A 24049-nucleotide genomic window follows, 5' to 3' on the forward strand; every position below is an offset into this window, starting at 1 on the left:
TGCCGCTAAGGGGCGTCGTGGGGTGATACCGTTGCCATAGCGGGTAATAGTTTTTGCTGGAACTGAATGATAATCGCGATACACAATAAGGCCATTACCCCGCCGATAACCGTTGCTGCCAGTACATCTTGCGACCAATGCATTCCCAGTAACATGCGGCTTAACCCCATGGTTAAACTCCATAATCCTAATAATGATGGCAACAGGTATTGACCGCTCAGTAAGAGAAAATAACTTAACACCATCGATAAGGTGACGGCAAATAAGGTGTGGCCCGAAGGGAAAGAGAAGCCGACTTCGTGTTGCCAGTGATCGGCAATTTTATTCGACAACCTGATCTCGGGTTCAGTGGTCACTAATGGGGTGTTTGTAAGTTGGCTAAGGGCGTGGCCCAACATTGGGCGGCGCTGTGTGGCCGGAAGTTGATAAAACGCTTCTAATTGCAGTAGGCTTTGCTGCGCCATCAAAGCCGCGTTGGGTCTGGGCTCGCCAAAAAAAGGTTTCAGAAAATGGTTGAGCCCCAAGGTGGTAAACATGCTCAGGCCTACGGCAAATACCAGCGCGATAAACTGTCGTTGAGGCACCATGGTATAGCAAATAGCGAGTAACACTAGAGTGGTTAAAGCACCATAGGGCGCAGTGCCAGAGGTCGTTACCCAATAGAGTAATTCAGCCAAGGGAGAATCAAGCGCGATTAACGGAAATAGCGACGTACCATTTAGCAATAGCACTGTAGGTACTAGCAGTATGAGTAACCATCCGATAGTCAGTGCCAATAATAAGCGCCTCGAGAGCGTCAAAATGTTACCTCGCACAAAAGCCATTATAAATCAAAGAGGTTGCAGCAACCTCGCAGGTTAGCCCTGTGCTGCTCAAGCTTGATTCGTTGAGTCAGCATCAATTTTGATATCACATCGCAGTGACACCGCCTTGATTCAGTTTATTCGCCTGCGGTTTGGTTGAGCTTGGCTTCTAAGGCATCAACTTGGGCTTGCAGGGCTTCGAGTTTTTCACGGGTTTTAAGCAGAACGTGTTGTTGTACGTCAAACTCTTCGCGTGACACCACATCGAGTTTCATCAGTTGGTTTTGTAAAATTTGCTTACTTTTATCTTCGAATTCGCCAGCGAATTGTTTTAGACCGCTAGGAAGGTTATCGCTAAGCTGCTTTGCCATCTCTTCGATTTTCTTTGGATTAATCATGGTTTTTCGCCTCTGGGCAATCAAGTCAATATGCTGAGAATTGTACCTGAGCTACTGCGGATAACAAATTAAAAAGCCGCTGGTTATTTTATCTCAATAGATGGGCGTAGATTCTGGTATGATCTGCCTCTGATTTAGACCCTTTTATCTGCTTGGTAGTTGTAAATTCATGAAGCTCAATCCCGGTCAAAATGATGCTGTCCATTATGTTTCAGGTCCTTGCCTCGTCTTAGCTGGCGCAGGCAGTGGTAAGACGCGCGTGATCATTAATAAAATTGCTTATCTGGTGCAAAAGTGCGGATATCAAGCCAAAACGATTGCCGCAGTGACCTTTACCAACAAAGCGGCTCGCGAGATGAAAGAGCGTGTTGCCCAATCTATGGGACGTAAAGAAGCGCGCGGTTTATGGATTTCAACGTTCCACACCTTAGGACTGGAGATCATTAAACGTGAATATAAAGTATTGGGGTTAAAGCCCGGCTTTTCACTGTTCGATGATCAAGATTCCCTTGCGCTACTTAAAGAGTTAACTGAAAACGAACTCGATGGTGATAAAGATCTGCTGCGTCTGTTAATGACCGCTATTTCTAACTGGAAGGGCGATTTGGTGATCCCCGCTCAGGCGCGCAAACTTGCCAAAGATGAACAGTCGCAGTTATTTGCCTTGTTATATCAGCGCTATGCTCAGCATATGAAGGCCTATAACGCATTAGATTTTGATGACCTCATTTTATTGCCTACGTTGCTGCTAAGGCATAATCAAGAGGTGAGAGAGCGTTGGCAAAAGCGTATTCAATATTTATTGGTCGATGAGTACCAAGATACTAACACCAGCCAATATGAGCTGGTTAAATTGCTGGTGGGTGAGCGTGCCCGCTTTACTGTGGTGGGTGATGACGATCAGTCTATTTACTCATGGCGTGGCGCTAAACCACAAAACCTAGTGTTGTTGGGTAAAGATTTCCCCTCATTAAGGCTGATTAAGCTCGAGCAAAACTATCGTTCTAGCCAGCGTATTTTGCGCGCCGCTAATATATTGATTGCCAATAATCCCCATGTGTATGACAAGTCGCTGTTCAGTGAGCTGGCCTATGGCGAGCCGCTGCGGGTATTGATGGCAGCCAATGAAGAGCAAGAAGCTGAGCGGGTGATTGCCGAGATGATTAGGCATAAATTTGTTGGTAGAACCCAATTTGGTGATTACGCAATTCTGTATCGTGGTAACCATCAATCGCGTTTACTTGAGCGGGCGTTAATGACTAACCGCATTCCCTATAAGCTCAGTGGCGGCACCTCATTTTTTGGCCGCGCCGAGATTAAAGATATCATGGCGTATTTGCGTTTAGTGGTGAATCCTGACGACGATAATGCCTTCTTACGGGTCGTTAATCTGCCTAAACGTGGTATTGGCCCTGCGACACTGGAACGCTTAGGCAATTACGCCAATGAAAAACAAATTTCGATGTTTGAGGCGATATTTCAAGGCGAGCTTAATCATCATCTACCACCTGCGGCAATGGCGTCGTTATATAAGTTTGGCAAGTTTATCGTCGATATGGGCGAAGAGGCCAACCGTGGTGAACCCGTAGAAGCGGTTAAGCGCCTTATTCGTAATATCAATTACGAAGATTATCTATACGAAACCAGCACCAGCGCCAAGGCTGCAGAGATGCGCATGAAAAACATCTCGGAGCTGTATCGCTGGGTGACCGAAATGCTGCAAGGGGATGATCTTGATGAGGCCATGACCTTACCAGAGGTGGTGACGCGCTTAACATTGCGCGACATGATGGAGCGTAACAGCGAGGATGAAGCGGGCGATCAAGTACAGCTAATGACCTTGCATGCCTCAAAAGGGCTGGAGTTTCCTTACGTGTTTATGGTGGGGGTTGAGGAGCGCATCTTGCCCCATCAAAGCAGTATCGATGAAGACAACGTCGAGGAGGAAAGGCGTCTGGCTTACGTGGGCATTACTCGTGCACAAAAAGAGCTGTGGTTTATGATCTGTCGTGAGCGGCGTCAGTTTGGCGAGGTGATGCGTTGTGAACCGAGCCGTTTTTTACTCGAATTGCCTCAAGACGATCTGATTTGGGAAAATCGCAAGCCGGCACAAACTGAGCAGCAGCGGGTGCAATCAGGTAAAGCCAATATTGCCAACATTCGTGATATGTTCAAAAAATAATGAGACGTTAGCCTCATTATTTTGTGCGTTTAGGCTGTCAAACTATCTGGCGCTTGTTTGGGCGTGGTTAAGTTTTTTGCATCAATCGATTCACCAAGTGCCAGTCCTTGTCCCTGAGTAAAGCCGAGATTAAGCAGTTGTTGATGCTGCCGCTCGGTTTTAACCCCCTGAACAAATATGTTTAACCCTAATGCCTTAGCGGCTAACTGGTGGGCTTTGAGGAGCTTTTTATGTTGGGGATGACTTAAATGACCAATGTAACTCGGGTCAAGTTTGAGGCCGCTCAATGGTAAAAAGCTAAGGCTACTCAAGGCGCTGTGGGCACTGCCATAGGCATGTAGCCCTAAATTTATCCCGAGTTTATGCAACATCTCAAACGCATTTATATGGCTGTCGGTATCTTGCACAAACGCTTTTTCATCGAAGAACATCCAGATCATTTCTGGCTTACTGCAGCTCTGTTTTAGACGGTTTTTCAGTTTACGTACCGCATGTTTATGTTTCAAATGACGGCTGGAAACATGTAAATGCAGTTGTATCGGGCCGCTGACGGCGAGCAGTTTAGGGTAATCGAGATTAAGTTGCTCAAAGAGGTAAAGATCGAGCTCTTTGGTGAGATTACAATGCTCGGCAATATTATTAAGTTGTGCTTGTTTAAGTTTACCCAATTGCTCATGTTGCCAATAGAGTCTTGGCTCGTACGCCAATACCTCTTGGCTGTCTAAAGTCATAATAGGGAAGTATTGCAGGGCTAGGCTTTTGCTGGCTAAGGCTTCACGCAATTCTATCTCTAAAGTGATGTCGTGGGCCAGTTTTCCTCTTGTGCGGTTGTCGCTGACAACATAACAGCCTTTGCCATTGGATTTTGCCTGATACATGGCGGCATCTGCATCTTTAAGCAAGGATTCGCTGGTATCATTGTTATTTTGACCGCTAAAGGCAATACCAATGCTAGCCCCGGAGGTAAAGCTCTGCTGTTCTAATTGGTAAGGCGCCGATAACTCACCGAGAATGCGTTCGGCCACTTCGATGGCATCATTACTGTCGTGAATGCTATCGAGCAGGATGACAAATTCATCGCCACCAATGCGTGCTAGTGTGTCGTTATCACGGATACACAGGTTAAGTCGTCGAGCCGTTTCAATCAAAAAGCGATCGCCTTGTAAATGCCCCAAGGTATCATTGATCAGCTTAAAACGATCTAAGTCGATAAACAGCAAAGCAAAACGATCTAAACTATGGCGTCTGACATGCTTAACCGCTTGGCCTAAACGCTCCATAAACCGTGCCCGATTGGGTAAGCCGGTCAGAATATCGTGGCAGGCATCATGCACTAACTGTTGCTCAATTTTACGTCGTTGGCTGATCTCATTTTCTAAATCTTGATTGAGCATGGCTAATGCGCGGGTCCGCTGGGCGACTTTCTCTTCTAACTGTTCATAACTTTGCTTTAATGACTCGGCCGATAATTTACGCTCGATGGCAGTGGCAATATGTTGCGACACAAAGGTTAATAAGCCGAGATCTTTTTCTTGATAGGTTTGAGAGGCACTGAAGCTGTAAATGGTTAGCGCCCCTTTGACCACCCCCTGAATAAATAGTGGCACGCCGATCCATTGATTAATCGTCTCGGTATGATTGAGTTGGGGCGCGATAGCATACAGTTGTTGGGTGTCGATCAGCGCTTTGATATCGGACTTTTCGAGTAACATGGGTTTCTTGTGCTTCAGTATAAACTCAACTAAACCGTCAGCCAGCGGCCGTTTAGAGGGGAGATCCATGTTTAACTGTGATACATAGAAGGGGAAATTCAAATAGTGACTGCTGTCGTCCAGTAGACCGATATAACAATTATTGGCGGGTAACAGATGGCTGATCACTCGATGTAACTCGGTGTAAAAAATATTGTCATCGATATTAGAGTTAGACAGTTCGGCAATTTCAAACAGTGACTTTTGTAGATGCTCCGCTCGGCGCCTCTCATTGACCTCTTGCTTGAGCTTGTCGTAAGCCAGGCTCAGTTCTTTGGTACGATGCTCGATAGCGGTTTCGAGGTTGTGTTGATACTGTACCCGTTCAATGACGCCAGAGACATGCTGGCTAATAAAGGTAAGTAGCTCGAGTTCAATATCGCCATAACTGATCGCGGGGTTATAACTTTGAATGGCCAGCACGCCAATGGTTAGTTCACCACTAAAAATAGGGACACCAAGCCATTGGTGGCAGCTGGAACCACGACTGACAATTTGGTTATCAGCGATCAGCTGGTTAAATTTATCCTCATCGCACAGCAAGGCTTGCTGTTGACGTAACACATAGCCGGTTAAGCCACTGTGTAATGTGTTGGAAATTTTCTCTGCTGGATAAAGCTCGCTCGGGTGAGGATCTTTTTCATCGACGAAGAAGGGAACATTGAGTTCGTTTGTGTCGTGATTAAGTAGAGCGATGAAAAAATTATCAGCAGGCAAAAGCTTATTGAGGTTTCGCTGTATCCCAGAATAAAAATCATCAGCACGTTTTGCACTTGCAGCGACGTTCGAAATATCTAATAAAGCATTCTGAATAACTTCAGATCGTTTATATTTACGCGCTAGACTTCTTAAGCGGGAAATCCTTTTGCTTAATTTGTCAATTTCACGAGTCGCAAGTTGGTCTGTTTTTTCCCTAAACATGACTCCGCCAATTTCAATATAATTATCATATCTGTTAGTGCATTAGATGAAGATTATAAATAGCATAAAAAAGAAACAGCACCAAGTCATTATTTTGACTTTAGCACGGTATATTGACCATAAGAGGCGCAGATCTGTTAAAAGTTGAGCAAACGCATAAAAAAAACGATGTTTGCTATAGACGAGCCGTTAAATAATCCATATTATATGCGGCGCTAACAAGGCAGGCACCCATAGCTCAGCTGGATAGAGCGCACCCCTCCGGAGGGTGAGGCCGAGGGTTCGAATCCTTCTGGGTGCACCAGTTGGAGTTGATGCTAAAGTTAGCAGTTAAGTAGTAATATCAGTGGTGATTGTAGCTCAGTTGGTAGAGCCCCGGATTGTGATTCCGGTTGTCGTGGGTTCAAGTCCCATCAGTCACCCCATTACTTCTTATTCAAACTTGAGGGCGACCTCATAAAACATCTACTACTTTTTAAAGTAGAGACTCGGTGATTAGCGCAGCCCGGTAGCGCATCTGGTTTGGGACCAGAGGGTCAGAGGTTCGAATCCTCTATCACCGACCACATTATAAAATAGTGAGTCCAACTCGGTGTTTTGACAAATTAAAGATTTTCGGTGATTAGCGCAGCCCGGTAGCGCATCTGGTTTGGGACCAGAGGGTCAGAGGTTCGAATCCTCTATCACCGACCACTTTCGAAAAGCCCGCTGAGCAATCAGTGGGCTTTTTTCGTTTAACGCGGACATTCTCTTAAAAGAGTTATCATTTATGCAATAGGGCAGTGGTCGTATGGTAATCCGCCTCACTATTTTTCGGCATAAAAAAGCTGCCATTGGCAGCTTTTTTATTATTAACTAGGTACTTTCTCGGGTGGGGAGATATAACCCATGTAAGCCTCGGTTTTGAGTGGTTCAAACCTGGCCAGTTGCGCCTGCTCTTCAATCCCTGTGGCAATCACCTGAATATCCAGCCCTTTAGCAACGTTAACGAGCGCGCGGCAGAGTTCACTGCTATGCTCATTTTCATCATAGTAGGCGAAGGACTGATCTAATTTGACATAACTTGGACGCAGCGTCTGTAGGTAAGCCATTGAGCCAAATTGACGACCAAAGTGGTCGATGCCAAAGTGTGCGCCATTGTCTCTAATGATGGTACATAGAGCTTGGCAGGCATCAGGGTCGCTATAGACACCCGCTTCTGGGATATCAAACACAATTCTTTGGCTAAATCGACTGTTGCGTAGAAACTGATTTAACCATTTATGAAACTCGACATCTCTTAGGCTGTGGAATGTCAGGTTGATTGCAATCGGCTCATCATGCTTTTCGATAATGCCATTATCGATAATTGACTCTATAAGGCAGCGGTCCAGTAAAGAACCTAATGACAATAGCTCAACATAAGGCATAAATTGTCCTGCGTGGATCTCTTTATCGCCAATAGTTAATTGGCAATACAGCTCGCGCTGTACCACAGTGGTCTGATTGTTGAGAGAAACGGGCTGCCATTTAAATTGAAAGTGTTTGTTTGTAATCGCTGCGCTAAGATGTTCACGCCACTGCTCTTTGCTGTAGAGTTGCTTCTCATTGCTCTCAAACCAGTGAAACACATTATTTTCGGCGGTGGCTTGCTGCAATGCATTGTCTGTTTGTGACAAGAGCTCAGAGACTGTCATCGTCTCTGAACGCTGGGCGATACCGATGGTAAATTGTTCATTAGGTTTGCAGCCTGCCTTAGAGATCTCCTGATTCACGGTTCTAATCAAGGTGTGTAAGTATTTGCTGCTTTGCTCGTGTTCGGCGCTGGTGATCAGAAAAGCAAATTCATAAGCCGCAATACGCGCAATAACAGAAGGTGCTATTTCATCGAGTTGTTGCTGCAACCTTTGAGCAAGTAAACGTATGGTTTCGTCACGAACTTGGTAGCCATATTTGCTGTGCACCTCTTCTAGCCAATCAAACTTCGCCATCATTAACGAGCCATTATTAGGCTCGTTCAGCCAGCTTTGGATACGTGCCATCATGTATTGGCGGTTAGGTAATCCAGAGACTTGATCGACGAGATTTTTCTTCCTTAATTCAGTTACCTCTTCATCGAGAGAGTTGAAGATTTTCTTCAGCTGATGTGACATACTATTAAAAGCTTCGACGACTGACCTGAGTTCAGAGGTCTTGGGAAGAGGCATGTCTGGACCAAATTTGCGTTTAGCCACTTCAGTGGCGTGCTCAGCGATATCATGCAAAGGTCGCAGAATCCACGTGAGTCCGAAGCGAGCTAACATAATGGCGATTAAAAATAGAATTGAAATAGCGATTATGGCATTGGTCATGGTGCGCCATAGTTCGTTATAACCAAAACCGGGATGCGCAGTAATTTCTAATTTGGCTAATTGTAACCAGCCTGAGGTGATGGTGCTTTCACGGCTGATGGTGTCAAAAAATCCCAGATCGATAAACCATTGTGGCACCCCTTGGATTTTTAGTTCGTTTTCCCATACTTGTTGTTTACCATCAATTAACCAAGTTAGTTTGACCTGTTGATAGTAACCGCCCTCAAAGATCACATTGATCAAGGTTTCGGCGCCAACAATGTCACCCGCTTCTAAATCAGGGACTAGCATGATTCCTAGGCTGTGGCTGGTGTTATTGAGGTCAGACTCCATTTGCTTGGTTAAAAAGCTTTGGGTCTCAGTAAACTGTACGTAAGCTAAGCTAACGACAACAACCAGAAACAGGCCCAAAAGTAGTGAGTATATCTGTCGAAACAGTGTCATTGTTATAGCTACTCCAATCTTAATTTGGGCATTCTAAGTCGTTCGACACCCAATCTGTGTTTGAGATCATTCCATTTTTCAAGACGTTCAGATGAGCCTGCAAGCACACCTCGTCCTTTCTCTTTATTTAACCATAGCTGTCGACCATTGAAACTATACACAGGAATAAGGTCGTTTCTTTGAGTGGCGGGTTTTATCGTTCTATCGAGATTATCGAGGACTAAGGGGATTGAACCGGGGGTCTCGTAGTAGGCCAGTACCATATGATATTGATTCACCGAAGTGGCTTTGACCATAGTGATGCGCAGTTTGTCATCGGCAATACCAAGTTGCAATAGAGTGAAATATTTTGCGATAGAAAAGTCTTCACAATCACCCCCATTGACACCGATAAATTCCATAGGACTTGCCCAGTAGTTGCTCTCGCCCCAAAGCTTAATATCATCGACAAACCGAAAAAGATTGAAAAAGTTATTCACCTTGGTGATTTTTTCTTGTTCACTTAACCCTTGTGCTTCATTGAGCACCTTAAACCAGGCTTTAGCGCGTTTACCGGCGCGCTCACCGTATCGGCTCTCTAGAGTAGAGGTGATACGGTTTGCGTCCAGTTTTTGCGTCGGAGAAGCATAAAGACATGAAAACCCAAGAGCCAGTGCCATCACGCTAAGTTGGCAGACTTTTAAGTATTGTCGATGTCCGCCAAGTTTCGCTTTCATGTTCTCCGACTATCTTGGTTATTTAGCTTCTTCGTCTACGGTATAGATATGCCACTTCATATCGGCAGTGGTATCTTCTCCGGTCAATTCAGCGATCACACGGCGATTGCGCTTATGCGCCTCAGCCGTATGAGTTGGATCAACTGGGCGGTCGTAGCTGTAGCCAATGGCTGTGACTCGACTGTTATCAATACCAAAACGTTCTGACAGTAATGAGCTTACCGCATTAGCTCTGTTTTGTGACAAAGTTAAGTTGTGATCGTAAGAGCCTGTTTTACTACAGTGGCCTTCGATTGTAACTTGAGTATTAGGAAACTGCCGCATAAATGTCGCGACGGTTTCCACTTGATCATAGTATTGTGGATCAATATAGAAGGAATCGTTAGCAAATAATATCTTTAACTCCTGCCGTTCGTTAATCGGTTTTATTTTACCACAACCGTAGTTATCGATAGTGGCGCCTGTGACGGTATCATTGCAGCGTTCTCTGGCAACAATGACGCCATCTCTATCATTATCATTGAGGTCAAATGCCTGCTCTGTAGGTGTGTCCATGTTGACAGTGTCACGCATCGAACAGCCACCAATTAAGGCGATACTGACGAGTATTAATAGAGCTTTCATTATTTCACTCCCCCTTCATATTCGTGTTCACCCTTCCACACATCGGGACGAGTAACTCGAAGTGATTCTAATAATCTTCCTGTGGCATTAAGAATTCGGTATTCAGAAATGATCTCATCATACTCGGCTTCTAAATAATCTTTACGTGCTTCAAATAGCTCGTTTTCTGTATCGAGCAGATCGAGCAGGGTACGCTGACCTAAATTAAACTGCTGGCTATAGGCCACTTGTGTATCCTTGGCGGCCACAACGTGGTCGCGAATATACATCTTTTGAGGCTCGAGCAGTTCATAGGCGTTCCAGGCTAAGTTAACCCCTTCGACGACTTGACGATAAGCGCGTTGGCGAATCTCTTTGGCTTCGCCCAGTTTGTAGGCCGCCTCTTTTTCACGGGCTACATCTTTACCACCGGCAAACAAGTTGTATTTGACGCGAACCATGGCCACTAAGTCATTACTATGGCCGCCCACATTCTGCGAGGCAATCGGTGAATAACCATCTTCACCGTCGATGTCGTTATTCCAATTACCACCCAACTCTAACGTTAGCTTGGGATAGTAGTTAGATTGTGCCGATGAGCGTTCATATTCGGCAGCAGTGATATCACTAGCCGCCGATTTTAATACCGGATGGTTGTCTTGAGCAATTTGAATGCTGCTGTTTAAGTCAGCCGGTAGCATGTCATCATCGGGTACTGGGACAATGAGATCTTCAGGTTGTTTCTCAACAATTCTGACGAACTGCGCTTTGGCATCGTAAAAATTGTTTTTCGCTGAAATCACATTGGCATTGGCGCGTGCAAGACGCCCGGTGATCTGTGATAAATCGGCAATTGAACCTAAGCCAGAATCAGTACGCTGCTTAATTTGGTCGTAAATGTCTTTATGACTTTGCAGGTTTTTCTCCGCTAAGGTTAATACTTGCTCAGCACGGATATAGTTGACGTAGACATTGGCTACATCGAGTGCAATATCTTCGGCTGCGGCAAACAGTGCCCACTGATCGGCACTGGCTTCAAAGCTATAACGATCGACTTCGCTAGAGGTATAGAAACCATCGAATAACATCTGTTTGATGCTAAAGCCAGCTTCACCGCGGGTGAGCTCGATAACCCCATCGCTATCAACGTCACCTTGGCCTGCTTTTCTGCGGGTTGATGGGCTGTTGGTTTGCTCCCAGCCGTAGCCAGCGCTAATATCAACGGTTGGCATGTAGCCCGCGTATGCTTGGCTCACTTGCTCTTCGCGTGCTTTAAAGCGATTAAACGCGATACGAATATCTGGATTGGTATCCAGTGTGTGAGCGACAGCTTGTTCTAGTGTTTGGCTAGAACCGACACCTGGTAGTAACATCGCGCCAATAGCTAGCGCCATGGCGCTGCGCTTTAGCTGACGTACAGTTTGCTTACTCATGTTGTAACCCCCCTGGTTAATTTCGGTGAACTTAACGTTCACGTAGAGCAGTATCTCTTGCTCTTAAAATTGGATTAAGTATGTACTCCAGCACGGATCTTTGCCCAATTATTACATCTACCGAGGTCAACATCCCCGGAATAATCGGCATTAAGGTTCCATCGTCTTTCGTCAAACTTGATAGTTCAGTTCTAACCCTTACAAGATAGAAACTGTTTCCCTCTTCGTCCTGTGTTGTATCGGCACTGATGTGCTCCACAACGCCATTTAAACCACCATAACGGGTAAAGTCATAAGCGGTCACTTTAACTACGGCGGGTAAGCCAGGATGTAAAAATGCGATATCTTTTGGCAGAATTTTGGTTTCAATCAGTAGTTGGTCTTCTGACGGCACAATTTCGATAATATCAATACCAGGCTGAACAACACCGCCTAAGGTGTTGATATGCACTGTTTTAATGGTGCCGTTTACGGGTGAGACGATTTCGGCTTTACTGACCTTATCTTGCGCACCCACTTGCGCTTCGTTAATGCGAGACAAGCGAGTTTGCATCTCATTAAGCTGAGTCCGAGTGTCGGCGGCAAACACAAATAGTGCTTCACGTCGCTTTAAAATGGCTTCGTCTTGTGATGCTTTCACTTTGGGGCGCAATAACCTAACCGACGCTAACTCACCGCGAATATCATTAACGATACGCTCGAGTTTGAGTAGCTCAACTTCAGGCACAATGCCTTTTTTAGCCAGTGGACGAGTCAGCTCTAATTCTCGTGTGACCAGCTGAAAACTGGTGGTTAACGTCGATATTTTTGATGCCAGCTCTTGGGTTTCTTGTTGCTTTTGCTGGATCTGACGCGCCAAAATTTCAAGTTGATTACTGAGGTTATCGAGACGCCCCTCATACTCTTCTTGTTGACGGCGAACTAAGTCGGGTTCGTTATCTATGAGTGTTTGCGAAAATTGTAGTGGCTGTTTAACAATTTTGACCTGCTCGCGCCAATCCGATGCGACATCGGAAATGGTAATGCTGTTAAGTTCGGTGCGCAGGCGCAACACATTAGCTTGCAGGCTGTAAACCTCTTGTTCTTGCTGGGCAAAGTCAGATTTAAAGCGGGTATCATCGATACGCACTAACGGCTGCCCCTTAGTGACCATCATCCCTTCTTGAACGTACAGCTCTTGCATAATGCCGCCATCTAAACTCTGGATGACTTGAATTTGCGACGAGGGAATGACTTTACCCATGCCTGTGGTGACGCGATCTAATTCGGCAAAATAGGCCCACAATAAAAAGCACACAACTAGTGCCGATAAAGCCCAAATAATCAGCCTATGACTAGTCGGAGCGTCGGTCATCATGGCACCATAAACATCATCCACCATCTCTAAATCATGGGTCGTTAAGTGTTTACTCACTCTTTGGACCTCCAGATAAAAGCCCTTTGGCGAGTTTATTCAGCACAGCTTCTTTGGGGCCGTCGGCCACGATATGGCCGCGATCTAACACTATGATGCGATCGACTAAGTTAAGCAGATGCATTTTATGGGTGATCAGTAACAAGGTTCTCTCTTTGGTGACGTTTTTCATGGCGCGAATAAACTGCTTTTCGGCGCGCGCATCTAAGCTGGCCGTAGGCTCATCCATTAGCAGGACTGGTGGATCGTTAAGGGTTGCTCTAGCAAGTGCAATGGTTTGGCGCTGACCACGTGACAAAGATTGACCACCTTCACCCACTTGTTGATCTAAGCCTTCAGTCTCAATATCAGTAAATTGATTGACGCCAGAGAGTTGCACTGCCCGAATCAATTGGTGTTCGGTCACTTGACGAGTACCAAAGAGAATATTGTCACGAATGGTGCCATGAAATAGGGTAATGTCTTGTGGCAAATAACCAAAGTTACGTCGCAGATCGGTAGGGTGTATCTGGGCGGCATCGAGACCGTCGTAACGCAGGCTGCCTTTAGTGGGTTGATATAAGCCCACAAGCAGTTTAGCCAAAGTACTTTTACCCGAGCCATTGCGACCGATAATTGCCACGCGCTCACCAGGTGAGATAGACAAGGACATAGGGTGTAGTACTGGGCGTTCAGAGCCCGGATAATTAAAGCTGACATGGTCGGCGTTAATTTGCCCTTGTAAGCGCTGCTTGCTGACCAAGTGCCCTTTGTGTTGAAACTCATCTTCTTGCGTCATTATCTGATCAAGTTGACGCAGAGCGCTGGCGGTATGATTCCCCCGAGTCATTAAGCCGGCTAGCTGCGCCATTGGTGAGATGGCACGGCTCGATAAAATCACCGCGGCAATAATGCCACCCATGGATATTGCGTTATCGGCTACTCGATAAACCCCTAAAATCACCACACAGACCACCGAGAGTTGTACGGTGAAATTGGCAATATTGGTGACTGATGTGGATATTTTTTTGGCTTTTAATTGCCAATTAGCAGTATGGCCTATCATCTGTTGCCAGCTTTTTTGTACTAGCCCTTCAGCGCCACTGGACTTTATTGACTCTAAAGACGCAAGCGATTCAATAAGATGACCATGCTTTAAGCTGGCAAATTTATTACTTTCTTCGATAGCGACCTTAAGCCGAGGCTGCATGAATAAGGTGTAAATGATGATGATAGCTCCGCCAATTAAGGGGATAAGAGCCAAGTCGCCAGCCACAATGTAGATGATGATGACAAAAAATATCGCAAACGGAAGATCGACTAAGGTGGTGATGGTGGCCGAAGTTAAGATTTCACGTATGCTGTCAAATTCACCTAATTGTCTGGCCATTCCACCGACACTAGGAGAGCGTTTCTCTAATGGGATGCCAATGGCTTTGGCAAAGAGCTGTGATGACACAATAATATCGACTTTTTTGCCAGCGACATCAATTAGGTAGGCGCGCAGTTGCCGCATAATCAAATCAAAGATATAGGCGATACCGGCACCAATCGCTAATACCCACAGCGACTCAAATGCAAGATTGGGTACCACTTTATCGTAAACGTTCATAATGAACAGTGGTGATACCAGCGCAAACAGGTTCACCAACACTGAAGCTATTAATGCATCACGATAAATCGGTGCCGAATCTTTTAGGGTCTGCCACAGCCAGTGAGTCTTATTATCGTGCAGGCGCAGATCAAAGCCCATGTCGCCACGGTATTGCTGTTTAACCAAAAAGAGATAACCCACATACAGGGCTTCGAGTGCCTCTATGGTCAGTTGCTCTTCACCACCGGTTTCGGGCAATTGAATGACAGCGCGATCGTTTTCTAAATCTATTTCTCGAAGTAAACAGGCTTTTTGGTCTTTAAGCAGCAAGATACAGGGAAGAAAAATAGGCGAGATTTGATCTAAGCCTTTGCGGGTTAATTTGGCGGTAAGGCCAGCTCTGCCCGCAGCTTGTGGTACTAGTTCTGGGGTTAAAATGCTGCCAGACAGCGGTAAACCTGCGGCTAGTGATTCGCTAGAGCAGGGGCTACCGAAAAATTCGGTTAATAGGACTAAACTGTCTAACAATGGGTCAACCGTCACTCGTTGCGAGGCTGAAATGCTCCATTGCTCAGTTTTTGCAGACGCTGTTGATTGCACCTTAAAAACATATCCTTAAGATTTTATTAAACATTATTTGATTTTAATTATAGAAGTATTAACGGGACATAACAAAAGGATTGATAGCACCAATTAGTATGACTAACTAGTGCTATCATCTATCATCTATCATCTATCATCTATCATCTATCATCTATCATCTATCATCTATCATCTATCATCTTATGCATTAACTACATAATTTTGCTATCAAGCTCTTGTGGAGTATAGAAAGTTAATGGTTCGGTACTGCTACTAGAATAAGCAGAACTTGCATCGTCTATGATTAGCGCTCCATCCCCATTCGTGCCTAGGAGTGAGTTGATCGCTTCGGCATCACTGTTAACACCAAGTTCGGCAAATAAATCGACCCCATCAAGTACAATCATCTGATCGACATGATCATCACCATTGGCATCAATTTCGATAGTCGTGTTGCCATCTTCAACCGTAAAATGTAGATAGTTTTCTAAGTTATCTTTAGTTTCACCTTGAAGCAGATCGCTTAGATCGAGTCGATCTTGAGTGACGTTAAAGTCAGTAATATGGTCGGTACCTGTATCGCCTTGTTGCCAGACGAAGGTATCATTGCCTAGACCGCCGATCAGAGTGTCGTCGCCCAAGCCACCTATGAGATAATCGTCGCCAGACTGACCATCAAGCAGATCATTACCGTCTCCGCCGATAAGTTCCGAGCTTTCTGAGCCTCCACGAATAGAAATAGAGGTATCTGTACCATCGACAATGACAATTTCTATACGGGGTTCGAAATCAGACGGTAATGGTACTTCGGTTTGCACTATCCAATCTTCAAGGTTGAATACGCCACCATTGAGGGTGAACGCGTTCGAATCTATGCTCCAGGTACCATCACCATTCGAGGTCATCTCTATAGCACCATCGCCATCACCATCATAAATAATCGCATTAGCGTCGTCGGGGAAACCCGATAAGGTGATGCTTTGTACACTCTCGCTGCCATCTAGATCGCTGAACGAATAGGAGGCTGTCAGCGGATAGGCATAGGCTGTTTGGGTTACGCCAATTGTGGTCATGCCTTCAAGTGTCGATCCGTTTCCGCCGTTAGAAGTACCCGAAACGACGAAGCTGAACGAATTAAAGGCAATGTCACTGTGCAGTATCATGCTGGTACTGCTATTGGCATCCTCCGGGAAAGTGTATGTCTGTTCTGTGGTGCTACCATCGATATTTTGCATGGTAAAGGTGAGGGTTTGCCCCGAAGCATTTTTGAAAGACAATTTAATATCAGTTACGTAGCCTGGCATATCTATGTTGAGATAGTCATCGTCATTAATCCTAAAATCACCTCCGACACCGACACCTATACCCTGGCCGTTACTAACTTGTAAATATTCGCCATCGCTAGTGGTGACAGTAGTGCCGTCTGCATATTCAATTTTTGTTATTTTATTTTGACTTGGGTTACCTTCTGCGTCATAGGTCGTTTCACCCTCATTAAATGTAATGTCGACCAGAGATACCTCACCGACAGCAACGGTGAGGTCATCGCCTACAGTATCGGCTACGGGAATCACTGTGCCCGTAACGGTAGCAGTTTCTTCACCACCGTCGACATCTTCGATAACATAATCAAAGGTCACAGTACCACTGTAGTTATCGTTAGGGGTAAAAGTGATCTCTCCATCGGCATTGATGAAAATCGAGCCGTTATCGATCTCAATGGATTGTTCACCACCAGTTAGCTGCACGCCGTTGATAGACTTAATCGTTAAACCTTCGCCAATATCATTCCCTAACAGATCTAACGCGTCAGAGGTGTGATCTTCAAGTACAGAAAAAGTATCATCATTGGCAATAGCGGTGTCATCGACGGCGTTGACATCAACGTTGACGGTGATCGGCTCAGAGACGTTGCCCTGCGCATCTTCAATGGTGTAGGTAAAGATGTCTTGCGTGGTGTCACTGCCATCATGGCGGTAAGTGACGGTGCCATCGGCATTGACGGTGAGCGTGCCGTTGGCAGGCTGGCCGACAATCACGATGCTGCCTAAGTTCAGCTCACTTTCGCTGTCCGCGTCATTACTGGCGACATCAATCACCACCTGCGCGCCTTCGTCGACGTTAGCGGCATCATCTGCACCAATCGGCGCGGTGTCATCGACGGCGTTGACATCAACGTTGACGGTGATCGGCTCAGAGACGTTGCCCTGCGCATCTTCAATGGTGTAGGTAAAGGTGTCTTGCGTGGTGTCACTGCCATCATGGCGGTAAGTGACGGTGCCATCGGCATTGACGGTGAGCGTGCCGTTGGCAGGCTGGCCGACAATCACGATGCTGCCTAAGTTCAGCTCACTTTCGCTGTCCGCGTCATTGCTGGCGACATCAATCACCACTTGCGCGCCTTCGTCGACGTTAGCGGCATCATCTGCACCAATCGGCGCGGTGTCATCGACGGCGTTGACATCAACGTTGACGGTGATCGGCTCAGAGACGTTGCCCTGCGCATCTTCAATGGTGTAGGTAAAGATGTCTTGCGTGGTGTCACTGCCATCATGGCGGTAAGTGACGGTGCCATCGGCATTGACGGTGAGCGTGCCGTTGGCAGGCTGGCCGACAATCACGATGCTGCCTAAGTTCAGCTCACTTTCGCTGTCCGCGTCATTGCTGGCGACATCAATCACCACCTGCGCGCCTTCGTCGACGTTAGCGGCATCATCTGCACCAATCGGCGCGGTGTCATCGACGGCGTTGACATCAACGTTGACGGTGATCGGCTCAGAGACGTTGCCCTGCGCATCTTCAATGGTGTAGGTAAAGGCGTCTTGCGTGGTGTCACTGCCATCATGGCGGTAAGTGACGGTGCCATCGGCATTGACGGTGAGCGTGCCGTTGGCAGGCTGGCCGACAATCACGATGCTGCCTAAGTTCAGCTCACTTTCGCTGTCCGCGTCATTACTGGCGACATCAATCACCACTTGCGCGCCTTCGTCGACGTTAGCGGCATCATCTGCACCAATCGGCGCGGTGTCATCGACGGCGTTGACATCAACGTTGACGGTGATCGGCTCAGAGACGTTGCCCTGCGCATCTTCAATGGTGTAGGTAAAGATGTCTTGCGTGGTGTCACTGCCATCATGGCGGTAAGTGACGGTGCCATCGGCATTGACGGTGAGCGTGCCGTTGGCAGGCTGGCCCACAATCACGATGCTGCCTAAGTTCAGCTCACTTTCGCTGTCCGCGTCATTACTGGCGACATCAATCACCACCTGCGCGCCTTCGTCGACGTTAGCGGCATCATCTGCACCAATCGGCGCGGTGTCATCGACGGCGTTGACATCAACGTTGACGGTGATCGGCTCAGAGACGTTGCCCTGCGCATCTTCAATGGTGTAGGTAAAGGCGTCTTGCGTGGTGTCACTGCCATCATGGCGGTAAGTGACGGTGCCATCGGCATTGACGGTGAGCGTGCCGTTGGCAGGCTGGCCGACAATCACGATGCTGCCTAAGTTCAGCTCACTTTCGCTGTCCGCGTCATTACTGGCGACATCAATCACCACTTGCGCGCCTTCGTCGACGTTAGCGGCATCATCTGCACCAATCGGCGCGGTGTCATCGACGGCGTTGACATCAACGTTGACGGTGATCGGCTCAGAGACGTTGCCCTGCGCATCTTCAATGGTGTAGGTAAAGATGTCTTGCGTGGTGTCACTGCCATCATGGCGGTAAGTGACGGTGCCATCGGCATTGACGGTGAGCGTGCCGTTGGCAGGCTGGCCGACAATCACGATGCTGCCTAAGTTCAGCTCACTTTCGCTGTCCGCGTCATTGCTGGCGACATCAATCACCACCTGCGCGCCTTCGTCGACGTTAGCGGCATCATCTGCACCAATCGGCGCGGTGTCATCGACGGCGTTGACATCAACGTTGACGGTGATCGGCTCAGAGACGTTGCCCTGCGCATCTTCAATGGTGTAGGTAAAGGCGTCTTGCGTGGTGTCACTGCCATCATGGCGGTAAGTGACGGTGCCATCGGCATTGACGGTGAGCGTGCCGTTGGCAGGCTGGCCGACAATCACGATGCTGCCTAAGTTCAGCTCACTTTCGCTGTCCGCGTCATTACTGGCGACATCAATCACCACTTGCGCGCCTTCGTCGACGTTAGCGGCATCATCTGCACCAATCGGCGCGGTGTCATCGACGGCGTTGACATCAACGTTGACGGTGATCGGCTCAGAGACGTTGCCCTGCGCATCTTCAATGGTGTAGGTAAAGATGTCTTGCGTGGTGTCACTGCCATCATGGCGGTAAGTGACGGTGCCATCGGCATTGACGGTGAGCGTGCCGTTGGCAGGCTGGCCGACAATCACGATGCTGCCTAAGTTCAGCTCACTTTCGCTGTCCGCGTCATTGCTGGCGACATCAATCACCACCTGCGCGCCTTCGTCGACGTTAGCGGCATCATCTGCACCAATCGGCGCGGTGTCATCGACGGCGTTGACATCAACGTTGACGGTGATCGGCTCAGAGACGTTGCCCTGCGCATCTTCAATGGTGTAGGTAAAGGTGTCTTGCGTGGTGTCACTGCCATCATGGCGGTAAGTGACGGTGCCATCGGCATTGACGGTGAGCGTGCCGTTGGCAGGCTGGCCGACAATCACGATGCTGCCTAAGTTCAGCTCACTTTCGCTGTCCGCGTCATTGCTGGCGACATCAATCACCACTTGCGCGCCTTCGTCGACGTTAGCGGCATCATCTGCACCAATCGGCGCGGTGTCATCGACGGCGTTGACATCAACGTTGACGGTGATCGGCTCAGAGACGTTGCCCTGCGCATCTTCAATGGTGTAGGTAAAGATGTCTTGCGTGGTGTCACTGCCATCATGGCGGTAAGTGACGGTGCCATCGGCATTGACGGTGAGCGTGCCGTTGGCAGGCTGGCCCACAATCACGATGCTGCCTAAGTTCAGCTCACTTTCGCTGTCCGCGTCATTACTGGCGACATCAATCACCACTTGCGCGCCTTCGTCGACGTTAGCGGCATCATCTGCACCAATCGGCGCGGTGTCATCGACGGCGTTGACATCAACGTTGACGGTGATCGGCTCAGAGACGTTGCCCTGCGCATCTTCAATGGTGTAGGTAAAGATGTCTTGCGTGGTGTCACTGCCATCATGGCGGTAAGTGACGGTGCCATCGGCATTGACGGTGAGCGTGCCGTTGGCAGGCTGGCCCACAATCACGATGCTGCCTAAGTTCAGCTCACTTTCGCTGTCCGCGTCATTACTGGCGGCATCAATCACCACTTGCGCGCCTTCGTCGACGTTAGCGGCATCATCTGCACCAATCGGCGCGGTGTCATCGACGGCGTTGACATCAACGTTGACGGTGATCGGCTCAGAGACGTTGCCCTGCGCATCTTCAATGGTGTAGGTAAAGGTGTCTTGCGTGGTGTCACTGCCATCATGGCGGTAAGTGACGGTGCCATCGGCATTGACGGTGAGCGTGCCGTTGGCAGGCTCACCGTCAATCACGATGCTGCCTAAGTTCAGCTCACTTTCGCTGTCCGCGTCATTACTGGCGACATCAATCACCACCTGCGCGCCTTCGTCGACGTTAGCGGCATCATCTGCACCAATCGGCGCGGTGTCATCGACGGCGTTGACATCAACGTTGACGGTGATCGGCTCAGAGACGTTGCCCTGCGCATCTTCAATGGTGTAGGTAAAGGCGTCTTGCGTGGTGTCACTGCCATCATGGCGGTAAGTGACGGTGCCATCGGCATTGACGGTGAGCGTGCCGTTGGCAGGCTGGCCGACAATCACGATGCTGCCTAAGTTCAGCTCACTTTCGCTGTCCGCGTCATTGCTGGCGACATCAATCACCACTTGCGCGCCTTCGTCGACGTTAGCGGCATCATCTGCACCAATCGGCGCGGTGTCATCGACGGCGTTGACATCAACGTTGACGGTGATCGGCTCAGAGACGTTGCCCTGCGCATCTTCAATGGTGTAGGTAAAGATGTCTTGCGTGGTGTCACTGCCATCATGGCGGTAAGTGACGGTGCCATCGGCATTGACGGTGAGCGTGCCGTTGGCAGGCTGGCCCACAATCACGATGCTGCCTAAGTTCAGCTCACTTTCGCTGTCCGCGTCATTGCTGGCGACATTAATCACCACCTGCGCGCCTTCGTCGACGTTAGCGGCATCATCTGCACCAATCGGCGCGGTGTCATCGACGGCGTTGACATCAACGTTGACGGTGATCGGCTCAGAGACGTTGCCCTGCGCATCTTCAATGGTGTAGGTAAAGATGTCTTGCGTGGTGTCACTGCCATCATGGCGGTAAGTGACGGTGCCATCGGCATTGACGGTGAGCGTGCCGTTGGCAGGCTGGCCGACAATCACGATGCTGCCTAAGTTCAGCTCACTTTCGCTGTCCGCGTCATTACTGGCGACATCAATCACCACTTGCGCGCCTTCGTCGACGTTAGCGGCATCATCTGCACCAATCGGCGCGGTGTCATCGACGGCGTTGACATCAACGTTGACGATGATCGGCTCAGAGACGTTGCCCTGCGCATCTTCAATGGTGTAGGTAAAGGTGTCTTGCGTGGTGTCACTGCCATCATGGCGGTAAGTGACGGTGCCATCGGCATTGACGGTGAGCGTGCCGTTGGCAGGCTGGCCCACAATCACGATGCTGCCTAAGTTCAGCTCACTTTCGCTGTCCGCGTCATTGCTGGCGACATTAATCACCACCTGCGCGCCTTCGTCGACGTTAGCGGTATCATCTGCACCAATCGGCGCGGTGTCATCGACGGCGTTGACATCAACGTTGACGGTGATCGGCTCAGAGACGTTGCCCTGCGCATCTTCAATGGTGTAGGTAAAGATGTCTTGCGTGGTGTCACTGCCATCATGGCGGTAAGTGACGGTGCCATCGGCATTGACGGTGAGCGTGCCGTTGGCAGGCTGGCCGACAATCACGATGCTGCCTAAGTTCAGCTCACTTTCGCTGTCCGCGTCATTACTGGCGACATCAATCACCACTTGCGCGCCTTCGTCGACGTTAGCGGCATCATCTGCACCAATCGGCGCGGTGTCATCGACGGCGTTGACATCAACGTTGACGATGATCGGCTCAGAGACGTTGCCCTGCGCATCTTCAATGGTGTAGGTAAAGGTGTCTTGCGTGGTGTCACTGCCATCATGGCGGTAAGTGACGGTGCCATCGGCATTGACGGTGAGCGTGCCGTTGGCAGGCTGGCCCACAATCACGATGCTGCCTAAGTTCAGCTCACTTTCGCTGTCCGCGTCATTGCTGGCGACATTAATCACCACCTGCGCGCCTTCGTCGACGTTAGCGGCATCATCTGCACCAATCGGCGCGGTGTCATTCACCGGAGTGACGACGATGGTTAACGTCGCTTCTTCGCCGGTATTGGTGGTGTAAGTGATCACCGGGACGTTGCCGTTCCAGTTATCGTTGGGCGTAAAGGTGTATGAGCCATCGGCGTTGATCACCAGGCTGCCGCCTTCTACTTCAACTGTGGTACCGGCGGTGACGGTCTGACCGTCGACGCTGAAGCTGACCACTGACAGATCGCTGTCGATGTCACTGTCGTTATCCAGTACGTTGCCGGTGGCGACTGTATCTTCTGCAATCGTGTTGCTGTCGTTGGTCAGCACTGAGGCATCATCCACCGGGGTGACGACGATGGTTAACGTCGCTTCTTCGCCGGTATTAGTGGTGTAAGTGATCACCGGGACGTTGCCGTTCCAGTTGTCGTTGGGCGTAAAGGTGTATGTGCCATCGGCGTAGATGACGACTGTACCGCCGTCGAGTTCAACTGTGGTGCCCGCTGCAACGGTTTCGCCGTCAACGGTGAAGCTGACCACTGACAGATCGCTGTCGATGTCACTGTCGTTATCCAGTACGTTGCCAGTGGCGACTGTATCTTCTGCAATCGTGTTGCTGTCGTTGGCCAGCACAGAGGCATCATCCACCGGGCTGACTTCAATAGTTAACGTCGCTTCTGCGCCCGTATTAGTGGTGTAGGTGATCACCGGGACGCTGCCGTTCCAGTTGTCGTTGGGTGTGAAGGTGTATGAGCCATCAGCATTGATGACGAGTGTGCCGCCGTCGAGTTCTACCGTGGTGCCCGCCGTAACGGTTTGGCCATCAACCGTGAAGCTGACCACCGATAGGTCGCTGTCGATATCAGCATCGTTATCTAAGACGTTGCCAGTGGCGATAGTATCTTCATCAATACTGGCTGTATCATTTGTTGTCAGCGTTGGGCTTTCATCGGTAATGATGGTTGTTTCTACAGCTGTATTAGCTAAATCCTGCGGTAGACCTTGGGTGTTAAAGCCTGCAGCTGCCATGGTTTGTGCGCCATCACGGCCAAGGGAGATGAAATCAGATCCACCTTCATTATTCGTTGTTCCACCTGCAGCTGTCTCTGGTAAATTAGCTGTTGGATCTTCTCCTGATTGAATCAGTGCTTGTAATTGCTCGATTTCAGTCAGTGCATCAACACTTTCGGCGTTAGTGGTATCGCTATTTTCTGCCATATTAGATGGTTTCGATGCGGAGGCGCTACTGTCAAACATGCTGCCATCGTCATATGCGATAAATAGACTGGATTCGGTGGGGATAAGCAGCGTCGAACCTACGGGAATGTGCTCGCCAATCGTTAAAGGTTTCTGACCATTACTGGTTTCAATCGAGATCTCTCCGCGAGCATCTATGACCTGTCCATTTGCCGTTGTAACGATTGATTGCATGACCTGCTCCCACACCTTAAATTAACACTTACTAATACACGATGTATTGCAGTTGTTATAAAATTATTTCCAGGATAGGATGCTAGCAAGCTGCTGTCTTCGGGTCAATT

Annotated in this window: 11 protein-coding genes and 4 tRNA genes; 5 read left to right on the forward strand and 10 right to left on the reverse strand. The window is 48.5% G+C overall.

Translation table 11 applies throughout. The annotated features are described in order from the left end of the window. Positions 1 to 5: 5 nt before the first annotated feature. Both AC5YBX_RS01360 and ubiK read right to left on the reverse strand, forming a co-directional pair. Positions 6 to 776: a phosphatase PAP2 family protein gene (locus AC5YBX_RS01360; protein WP_494520290.1), complete on the reverse strand. Its 771-nt coding sequence runs from the start codon at positions 774 to 776 to the stop codon at positions 6 to 8. A gap of 164 nt (positions 777 to 940) precedes the next feature. Continuing rightward, positions 941 to 1201 (reverse strand): ubiquinone biosynthesis accessory factor UbiK, encoded by a 261-nt coding sequence (ubiK, locus tag AC5YBX_RS01365; protein ID WP_494520289.1) that lies wholly within the window; start codon positions 1199 to 1201, stop codon positions 941 to 943. Between the two features lie 169 nt (positions 1202 to 1370). Here ubiK and rep point away from each other — a divergent pair, with 169 nt between their 5' ends. Continuing rightward, entirely contained in the window at positions 1371 to 3383 is a 2013-nt protein-coding gene (rep, locus tag AC5YBX_RS01370; RefSeq protein WP_494520288.1) for a DNA helicase Rep, read from the forward strand. 29 nt (positions 3384 to 3412) lie between these two features. Here rep and AC5YBX_RS01375 read toward each other — a convergent pair whose 3' ends face one another. Then, a complete protein-coding gene (locus tag AC5YBX_RS01375; RefSeq protein ID WP_494524242.1) occupies positions 3413 to 6055 on the reverse strand; it encodes a sensor domain-containing diguanylate cyclase in 2643 nt (880 codons plus the stop codon). 227 nt (positions 6056 to 6282) lie between these two features. Between AC5YBX_RS01375 and AC5YBX_RS01380 the strand changes: the two genes are divergently transcribed. The 4 genes from AC5YBX_RS01380 (at position 6283) to AC5YBX_RS01395 (ending at position 6748) form a co-directional block, all read left to right on the forward strand. Beyond that, a tRNA-Arg gene (locus AC5YBX_RS01380) sits at positions 6283 to 6359 on the forward strand. Positions 6360 to 6404: 45 nt separating this feature from the next. Then, positions 6405 to 6480: transfer RNA gene (locus AC5YBX_RS01385), tRNA-His, on the forward strand. A 64-nt stretch (positions 6481 to 6544) separates the two neighbouring features. Continuing rightward, positions 6545 to 6621, forward strand: a tRNA-Pro gene (locus AC5YBX_RS01390). Positions 6622 to 6671: 50 nt separating this feature from the next. Then, positions 6672 to 6748 (forward strand) — tRNA-Pro (locus AC5YBX_RS01395). A 158-nt stretch (positions 6749 to 6906) separates the two neighbouring features. Here the strand turns inward: AC5YBX_RS01395 and AC5YBX_RS01400 are convergent. From AC5YBX_RS01400 to AC5YBX_RS01430, 7 genes are all read right to left on the reverse strand, one after another. After that, positions 6907 to 8829 (reverse strand): bifunctional diguanylate cyclase/phosphodiesterase, encoded by a 1923-nt coding sequence (locus AC5YBX_RS01400; protein ID WP_494524243.1) that lies wholly within the window; start codon positions 8827 to 8829, stop codon positions 6907 to 6909. 8 nt (positions 8830 to 8837) lie between these two features. Next, positions 8838 to 9545 carry a transglutaminase-like cysteine peptidase gene (locus tag AC5YBX_RS01405; protein WP_494520285.1) on the reverse strand — a complete coding sequence of 236 codons (708 nt, stop codon included), beginning with the start codon at positions 9543 to 9545 and terminating at the stop codon, positions 8838 to 8840. Positions 9546 to 9563: 18 nt separating this feature from the next. Beyond that, positions 9564 to 10169 carry an OmpA family protein gene (locus tag AC5YBX_RS01410; protein WP_494524244.1) on the reverse strand — a complete coding sequence of 202 codons (606 nt, stop codon included), beginning with the start codon at positions 10167 to 10169 and terminating at the stop codon, positions 9564 to 9566. Next, entirely contained in the window at positions 10169 to 11581 is a 1413-nt protein-coding gene (locus tag AC5YBX_RS01415; protein ID WP_494524245.1) for a TolC family outer membrane protein, read from the reverse strand. The genes AC5YBX_RS01410 and AC5YBX_RS01415 overlap by 1 nt, the downstream gene beginning before the upstream one ends. A gap of 31 nt (positions 11582 to 11612) precedes the next feature. After that, positions 11613 to 12995 carry an HlyD family type I secretion periplasmic adaptor subunit gene (locus AC5YBX_RS01420; protein WP_494520282.1) on the reverse strand — a complete coding sequence of 461 codons (1383 nt, stop codon included), beginning with the start codon at positions 12993 to 12995 and terminating at the stop codon, positions 11613 to 11615. Continuing rightward, positions 12988 to 15168 (reverse strand): type I secretion system permease/ATPase, encoded by a 2181-nt coding sequence (locus AC5YBX_RS01425; RefSeq protein WP_494520281.1) that lies wholly within the window; start codon positions 15166 to 15168, stop codon positions 12988 to 12990. The genes AC5YBX_RS01420 and AC5YBX_RS01425 overlap by 8 nt, the downstream gene beginning before the upstream one ends. Before the next feature lie 194 nt (positions 15169 to 15362). Then, positions 15363 to 23939, reverse strand: coding sequence for a cadherin-like domain-containing protein (locus AC5YBX_RS01430; RefSeq protein WP_494524246.1), 8577 nt, complete (start codon positions 23937 to 23939; stop codon positions 15363 to 15365). Between the last annotated feature and the right edge of the window lie 110 nt (positions 23940 to 24049).

This window comes from Shewanella sp. 492, assembly GCF_059338445.1.